The sequence below is a fragment of the Actinomycetes bacterium genome (assembly GCA_035506535.1).
Classification (GTDB): domain Bacteria; phylum Actinomycetota; class Actinomycetes; order DATJPE01; family DATJPE01; genus DATJPE01.
Genome location: DATJPE010000057.1, coordinates 1 through 5,999, shown reverse-complemented (window position 1 = coordinate 5,999; position 5,999 = coordinate 1). Strand labels below are relative to the sequence as shown.

Here is a 5,999-nt window from a genome sequence, read left to right as displayed (position 1 = left end):
TGGTAGTTCGCCAGCGGCTCGCCCATGCCCATGAAGACGACGTTGCTCACCCGGCCCGGGCCGCCCGGTATCTCCCCGTGCGCGAGCTCGCGCGCCGCGACGACCACCTGCTCGACGATCTCCGCCGTCGACAGGTTGCGGGTGAGCCCCGCCTGCCCGGTGGCACAGAACGGGCAGTTCATCCCGCAGCCGGCCTGGGAGGAGACGCACACCGTCGTGCGGCCCGGGTAGCGCATCAGCACCGACTCCACCAGCGCACCGTCGAAGAGCCGCCACACGTACTTGCGGGTCATCCCGTCGTCGCAGGAGACATGCTTGACGAGGTGCAGCAGCTCAGGAGTCAGCGCCGCGGCCAGGGCCGACCGGGTCGCCGCCGGGACGTCGGTCCACGTCTGCGGGTCCGCGGCGAAACGCTCGAAGTAGTGACGAGAGACCTGCGCGGCGCGAAAGCCCGGCTCTCCCATCTCCTCGACCCGGGCCCGGCGCTCGGCCGCCGTGAGGTCGGCGAGGTGGAGCGGGGGCTTCGCCCGACGCGGGGCGTCGAAGGTCAGCGTGCCCGGCGCGGGACGTACCGGCTCGCCGACGGGCACGAAGCCGCCGGTCACGACAGGAACGCGACGAGCAGCAGCCACATCACCGGCGCCGACGGCAGCAGCGAGTCGAGGCGGTCCATCAGCCCGCCGTGTCCGGGCAGCAGGCGTCCCATGTCCTTGACGCCCAAGTCGCGCTTGATCATCGACTCGGAGAGATCGCCGAGGACGGCGGTGCACACCATCGCGAGCCCGATCAGCGCGCCCTGCCACCACTGGCCGTGCAGCAGCAGGGGCATCCCGATCGCGCCGGCGAGCACGCAGAAGGCGACCGAGCCGCCGAAGCCCTCCCAGGACTTCTTGGGCGAGATCGACGGCGCCATCGGGTGGCGTCCGACGAGCACGCCGACGGCGTACCCGCCGATGTCGCTGCAGATCACGACGAGGATGAAGAAGATGATCCGCTGCGGTCCGTCGTCCGCGGCGAGCATGAGCATGGCGAAGCCGGCGAGCAGGGACAGGTACGCCGTCACGAAGACCCCGGCGGTGACGTCGCGGAGGTAGCCCTCCTGACCGTCGAGCAGCCGCCACATGAGGATCGCGACGACCGTGAGGCCGAAGGCCGCGACCAGGCCGTCGGTGCCCTGCGCGTACGCCGCCACGAGCATCGCCGCGGTCCCGACCCCGACCGGCACGTAGGGCAGCCGGATCGCGCGCTGCTGCATCGCCGACCCGATCTCCCAGATCGCGACGAGCATGGCTGCGACGGCGACGCCGACGAACAGCTCCTTGCGCGTGAGCAGGGTGATCAGGACGAGCGCGCCGAGCCCCACGCCGACAGCGGCGGCGATCGGCAGGTTACGACCGGCCCGCGACGGCACGACCTCGAGTCCCTTCACGACCTGCGTGGGCGCGGTGGCGGGTACGAGAGGGACGGGTTCACTGGTCACGTGGGTCGCCGACTCATCGAGGCTCACACCTCGAGGAGCTCGGCCTCCTTGTGCTTGAGCAGCTCGTCGATCTGCGCCACGTAGCGATGAGTGACCTCCTCGAGCTCCTTCTCCGCACGGCGGGCCTCGTCCTCGCCGGCCTCGCCGTCGCGGATGATTCGGTCCAGCTCGTCCTTGGCGTGGCGGCGGATGTTGCGCACGGAGACGCGCGCCTCCTCGGCCTTGTGGCGGGCCACCTTGATGTAGTCGCGCCGACGCTCCTCGGTCAGCTGCGGGAAGACGACCCGGATGATCGCGCCGTCGTTGCTCGGGTTGACGCCGAGGTCGCTGTCGCGGATCGCGCGCTCGATGGCCCCGAGGGAGGTCTTGTCGTAGGGGGAGATGACCGCCATCCGGGCTTCGGGGATGTTGAAGGACGCCAGCTGCACGACCGGGGTGGGCGTCCCGTAGTAGTCGACCATGATCTTGTTGAACATCGCCGGGTGCGCGCGGCCGGTACGGATGCCGGAGAAGTCCTCCTTCGCGACCGAGACGGCCTTCTCCATCTTCTCCTCGGCCTCGAGCAGGGTCTCGTCGATCACCGTCGTCTCCTCATCACGCGGCCGAGGTCACCAGCGTGCCGATCCTCTCACCGCGCACGGCGCGCGCGATGTTCCCGTCGACGAGCAGGTCGAAGACGACGATCGGGAGGTGGTTGTCCATGCACAGGCTGAAGGCTGCGGCGTCAGCGACCTGCAGTCGCCGCTGGATGACCTCCGCGTAGGTGATGACGTCGAAGAGCTTGGCCTCCGGGTGCGTCCGCGGGTCCGCGTCGTAGACGCCGGACACCCCGTTCTTGCCCATGAGCAGCACCTGGCACCCGATCTCGAGAGCCCGCTGGGCGGCGACGGTGTCGGTGGAGAAGTACGGCATCCCGGCGCCCGCGCCGAAGATGACGACCCTGCCCTTCTCCAGGTGGCGGATGGCCCGCCGCGGGATGTACGGCTCGGCCACCTGGCCCATGGCGATCGCCGACTGCACCCGCGTCTCGATGCCCTGCTTCTCCAGGAAGTCCTGCAGAGCGAGGCAGTTCATGACAGTGCCGAGCATGCCCATGTAGTCGGCGCGGGCGCGGTCCATCCCGCGATGGGACAGCTCGGCCCCGCGGAAGAAGTTCCCGCCCCCGACGACCACGGCGACCTGGACGCCCGTGCGCACGACCGAGGCGAGCTGCCTGGCCATGTCGACGACGATGTCGGGGTCGACACCGACGGCGCCGCCGCCGAAGGCCTCTCCCGAGACCTTCACCAGGACCCGGTCGTAGCCGCCCCTGACCTCGATGTCGTGCACCGCGGCGAGCAGGTCCGGCGCGGGGACGGAGAAGGCCCCGCCGATGTCGCTCTCCGCCACGGTCGGGGCCTCCTCGTCGTCAGGGTCGCTGTGCCTGGTACCGATGTGCCTGGAACCGAAGTGTCGCTCAGATCTCGCCGACCTCGAAACGGGCGAACCGGGTGATCGTGACCCCGGCCTCGTCCAGCATCGCCTTGACGGTCTTCTTGTTGTCGTGCACCGAGGCCTGCTCGAGCAGCACGTTGTCCTTGAAGAAGGCGTTCACCCGCCCCTCCACGATCTTCGGCAGGGCGGCCTCGGGCTTGCCCTCCTCGCGCGCCGTGGCCTCGGCGATGCGCCGCTCGGTCTCGACCACCTCGGCCGGCACCTCCTCGCGTGTGACGAACTGCGCGCGCAGCGCGGCCACCTGCATGGCCGCGGCACGGGCGGCCTCGGCATCCTCGCCCTCGAAGCCCACCAGGACGCCCACCTGAGGAGGCAGGTCGGACGCCTTCCGGTGCAGGTAGGTCGCCACCTGGCCGTCGACGAAGGTGGCGCGCTTCAGCTCCAGCTTCTCGCCGATGACCGCGGACAGGGCGTCGATGCTCTCGGCGACCGTACGGCCGTCCTTCAGCCTCTCGCCGAGCAGCTTCTCGACCACTCCGACGCCGACCGACGCCGCGTGCGTCACGATGTCGCCGGCGAGGGTCTGGAACTGCTCGTTCTTGGCCACGAAGTCGGTCTCGCAGCCGAGCTCGATCATCGCGCCCTCGGCCGCGGCCACCAGCCCGTTGCCGGCGGTGCGCTCGGCGCCGCGCTTGGCGGCCTTCGCCTGGCCCTTGACGCGCAGGACCTCGACGGCCTGGTCGAAGTCGCCGGCCGCCTCCTCCAGGGCGCGCTTGGCGTCCATCATCCCGGCCCCGGTGGCGTCGCGGAGTCGCTTGACGTCCGCGGCGGTGAACTCAGCCATGGTTGTTCGCTCTCGTCTCTCGTGCAGTGCGGTCAGGTCGGGGGTGGCTCACTCGGCCGGCTCAGCCGCGGGCGTGGCGGTCGTCTCGGCGGTCTCGGCGGTCGCGGCGGCCGCGGCGGTCTCGGCGGTCGCGGTGGCGTGCTCCAGCAGCTCGCGCTCCCAGTCGGCCAGCGGCTCGTCGCTGCCGAGCTCACCGGGCTTCGCATCGCCCCGGGACGCGCCGGCGCGCGCCATCAGGCCGTCGGCGACCGCGTCGGCCACGACGCGGGTGAGCAGACCCACCGAGCGGATGGCGTCGTCGTTGCCGGGGATCTTGTAGTCGACCTCGTCGGGGTCGCAGTTGGTGTCGAGGATCGCGACCACCGGGATGCCCAGCTTGCGGGCCTCGCCCACGGCGATGTGCTCCTTCTTGGTGTCGACGATCCAGACCGCGCTCGGGACCCGGTTCATGTCCCGGATGCCACCAAGGGTGCGCTCGAGCTTCTCCTTCTCGCGGTGAAGGACGAGCAGCTCCTTCTTCGTCATGCCCGACCCCGCAACGTCCTCGAAGTTGAGGCTCTCGAGCTCCTTGAGGCGCTGCAGGCGCTTGTGGACGGTGGAGAAGTTGGTGAGCATCCCGCCGAGCCAGCGCTGGTTGACGTAGGGCATCCCGACCCGGGTGGCCTGCTCGGCGATGGCCTCCTGGGCCTGCTTCTTCGTACCGACGAACAGGATCGAGCCCCCGTGGGCCACCGTCTCCTTGACGAACTCGTACGCGCGGTCGATGTAGGTCAGCGACTGCTGCAGGTCGATGATGTAGATGCCGTTGCGGTCGGTGAAGATGAACCGCTTCATCTTCGGGTTCCAGCGACGGGTCTGGTGCCCGAAGTGCACACCGCTCTCGAGCAGCTGCTTCATGGTGACGACGGCCATGGCCGAGGCACGCTCCTTCGCGGGGGCCGCCCAGGCCCCCGGCACTCGGTTCCACCGCCCGGGACGGCTGTCCCAGGCGCCTGACGCCCTGCGCGGCCGAGCCCTCGGGGTCCGAGGGACCGAGCGGCCTCCCGCCCGAAGGCGAGGAGGGCGTGCGAATTCGACCCGGACGAGCCGGGCCGTGCCTCGAGTGTACGGGGCGGCGCCCGCCGGGGTCGACCGCGGCCCGCGAGCCCGGTCGTCCACAGGGCGGCCCGCTCCACAGCCCGAGCACCCGGGCGCCCCGCCGGGTCCGCGTGCCGGCACGCTGGCCGGATGACCCCGCTCGTACGTCTGTTCGCGGCCGCAGTCCTCGCCGTCGCGACGATCTCGACGCTTCGCGCCCACGCGGAGCCGCCGTGGCGCTTCCCCGTCGACGGCCTCCCCCAGGTCCTTCGGGGGTTCGACCCACCCGCCTCGCCCTACTCCGCCGGGCACCGCGGGGTGGACCTGGCCGCGGCGGCGACCGACCCGATCCGTGCCGCGACGGCGGGGCGGGTGAGCTTCGCCGGCGAGGTCGCGGACCAGGGGGTCGTCGTCGTCGTCTCCACCGGCGGACTGCGGGAGACCTACGAACCGGTCGACCCCGTCGTGACGGTCGGAGAGGTGGTCCTGGCAGGCGAGCTGCTGGGTCGGCTCGAACCGGTCACCGGCCACTGCGGGCGGACCTGCCTGCACTGGGGCGTGCTGCGAGGAGCGACGTACCTGGACCCGCTGTCCTTCCTCGACCTGCCCGCGCCGGTACTGCTCCCTCTCGGCGCCCCGGTGAGCGGGTCCGACGCGATGACCCCCAGGGCGTCGACGCCGGCCGCGACCGGCCGGCCAGGCCCCGCGAAGTCGTTCTGGCTGCGCCTGACCGGCGCACCGACGCGGACATCCCGGCCACCGCCGCCCTGGCGGTGACCCGCCCGCGTCCGCGCGTGTCCGGGTCGGTCAGTCGGAGGCCTCGGCGAGCTTGCCGCGCAGCTGAAGGACGGCCTTGGTGTGCATCTGGCAGATCCGGCTCTCGGTCACCCCGAGGACCTGGCCGATCTCCGCGAGCGTGAGTCCCTCGTAGTAGTAGAGCGTCACGACGATCTTCTCCCGCTCGGGGAGGGTGTTGATCGCCTTCGCGAGCAGGAACTTGGTCTCCTCGGACTCGAACGCGGCGACCGGGTCCTCGGCCTTGGTGTCCTCGAGGGTGTCGACCAGGCTGAGCTTGTCGCCCTTCTCGCCCCCGACGTTGAGCAGCTCGTCGAGCGCGACCACGTTGACGAAGGAGACCTGGCTGAAGATCTGGTGGAGGTCGGT

8 protein-coding genes are annotated in these 5,999 nt (G+C 70.9%); 1 reads left to right on the top strand and 7 read right to left on the bottom strand.

Annotated elements, in window-relative coordinates; all coding sequences use genetic code 11:
* The 6 genes from VMI11_08020 to rpsB all read right to left on the bottom strand — a co-directional run.
* A partial coding sequence (locus VMI11_08020) for a 23S rRNA (adenine(2503)-C(2))-methyltransferase RlmN (protein ID HTY72355.1) occupies positions 1 to 605 on the bottom strand: 605 nt, incomplete at its 3' end.
* A complete protein-coding gene (locus VMI11_08015) occupies positions 602 to 1,480 on the bottom strand; it encodes a phosphatidate cytidylyltransferase (GenBank protein HTY72354.1) in 879 nt (292 codons plus the stop codon). The genes VMI11_08020 and VMI11_08015, both read right to left, overlap by 4 nt.
* Before the next feature lie 23 nt (positions 1,481 to 1,503).
* The gene (gene frr / locus VMI11_08010; protein ID HTY72353.1) at positions 1,504 to 2,061 is read right to left on the bottom strand and encodes a ribosome recycling factor; all 558 of its coding nucleotides are present in this window, start codon (positions 2,059 to 2,061) and stop codon (positions 1,504 to 1,506) included.
* Positions 2,062 to 2,074: 13 nt separating this feature from the next.
* On the bottom strand, positions 2,075 to 2,809 hold the full coding sequence (gene pyrH / locus VMI11_08005; GenBank protein HTY72352.1) for a UMP kinase: 735 nt from the start codon (positions 2,807 to 2,809) through the stop codon (positions 2,075 to 2,077).
* Between the two features lie 127 nt (positions 2,810 to 2,936).
* Positions 2,937 to 3,758: a translation elongation factor Ts gene (gene tsf / locus VMI11_08000; GenBank protein ID HTY72351.1), complete on the bottom strand. Its 822-nt coding sequence runs from the start codon at positions 3,756 to 3,758 to the stop codon at positions 2,937 to 2,939.
* 48 nt (positions 3,759 to 3,806) lie between these two features.
* The gene (gene rpsB / locus VMI11_07995) at positions 3,807 to 4,670 is read right to left on the bottom strand and encodes a 30S ribosomal protein S2 (protein ID HTY72350.1); all 864 of its coding nucleotides are present in this window, start codon (positions 4,668 to 4,670) and stop codon (positions 3,807 to 3,809) included.
* A 315-nt stretch (positions 4,671 to 4,985) separates the two neighbouring features.
* Here rpsB and VMI11_07990 point away from each other — a divergent pair, with 315 nt between their 5' ends.
* Complete coding sequence (locus VMI11_07990) at positions 4,986 to 5,612, top strand: M23 family metallopeptidase (GenBank protein HTY72349.1); 627 nt, start codon at positions 4,986 to 4,988, stop codon at positions 5,610 to 5,612.
* 30 nt (positions 5,613 to 5,642) lie between these two features.
* On the opposite strand, the gene VMI11_07985 is transcribed toward VMI11_07990, so the two are convergent.
* Positions 5,643 to 5,999: sigma-70 family RNA polymerase sigma factor (locus VMI11_07985; GenBank protein HTY72348.1), on the bottom strand; the 357-nt coding region annotated here is incomplete at its 5' end.